Source organism: Anaerotruncus sp. DFI.9.16, assembly GCF_024461615.1.
GTDB classification, from domain to species: Bacteria; Bacillota; Clostridia; order Oscillospirales; family Ruminococcaceae; genus Anaerotruncus; species Anaerotruncus massiliensis.
The window spans coordinates 1-202 of sequence record NZ_JANFZX010000200.1 but is presented as its reverse complement, the minus strand read 5'-3'; the positions used below and the strand labels follow the sequence as shown (position 1 = coordinate 202).

Here is a 202-nt window from a genome sequence, read left to right as displayed (position 1 = left end):
CGACCGATCCCAAGGGAAACGCCACGCTGTTTTATTACGACGCGGCGGGACGCCTTATCCGGCAGGAAGCGCCGTTTGAAGTGGACGCCCGCGCGGTTTCGCGGTACTTTTATGACGCTGCGGGAAACGTCCTCCGGCAGGAGGTGCTGTGCAGCGCCCCGGGCGAGCCGGAGGCGTGGCGAAAGACCGAATACCGCTACGA

The 202-nt window shown here is 64.4% G+C and carries 1 protein-coding gene; it reads left to right on the top strand.

The features are described from left to right. On the top strand, nucleotides 1-202 hold a 202-nt coding region (locus NE609_RS17900; protein ID WP_256153262.1), incomplete at both ends, for a hypothetical protein.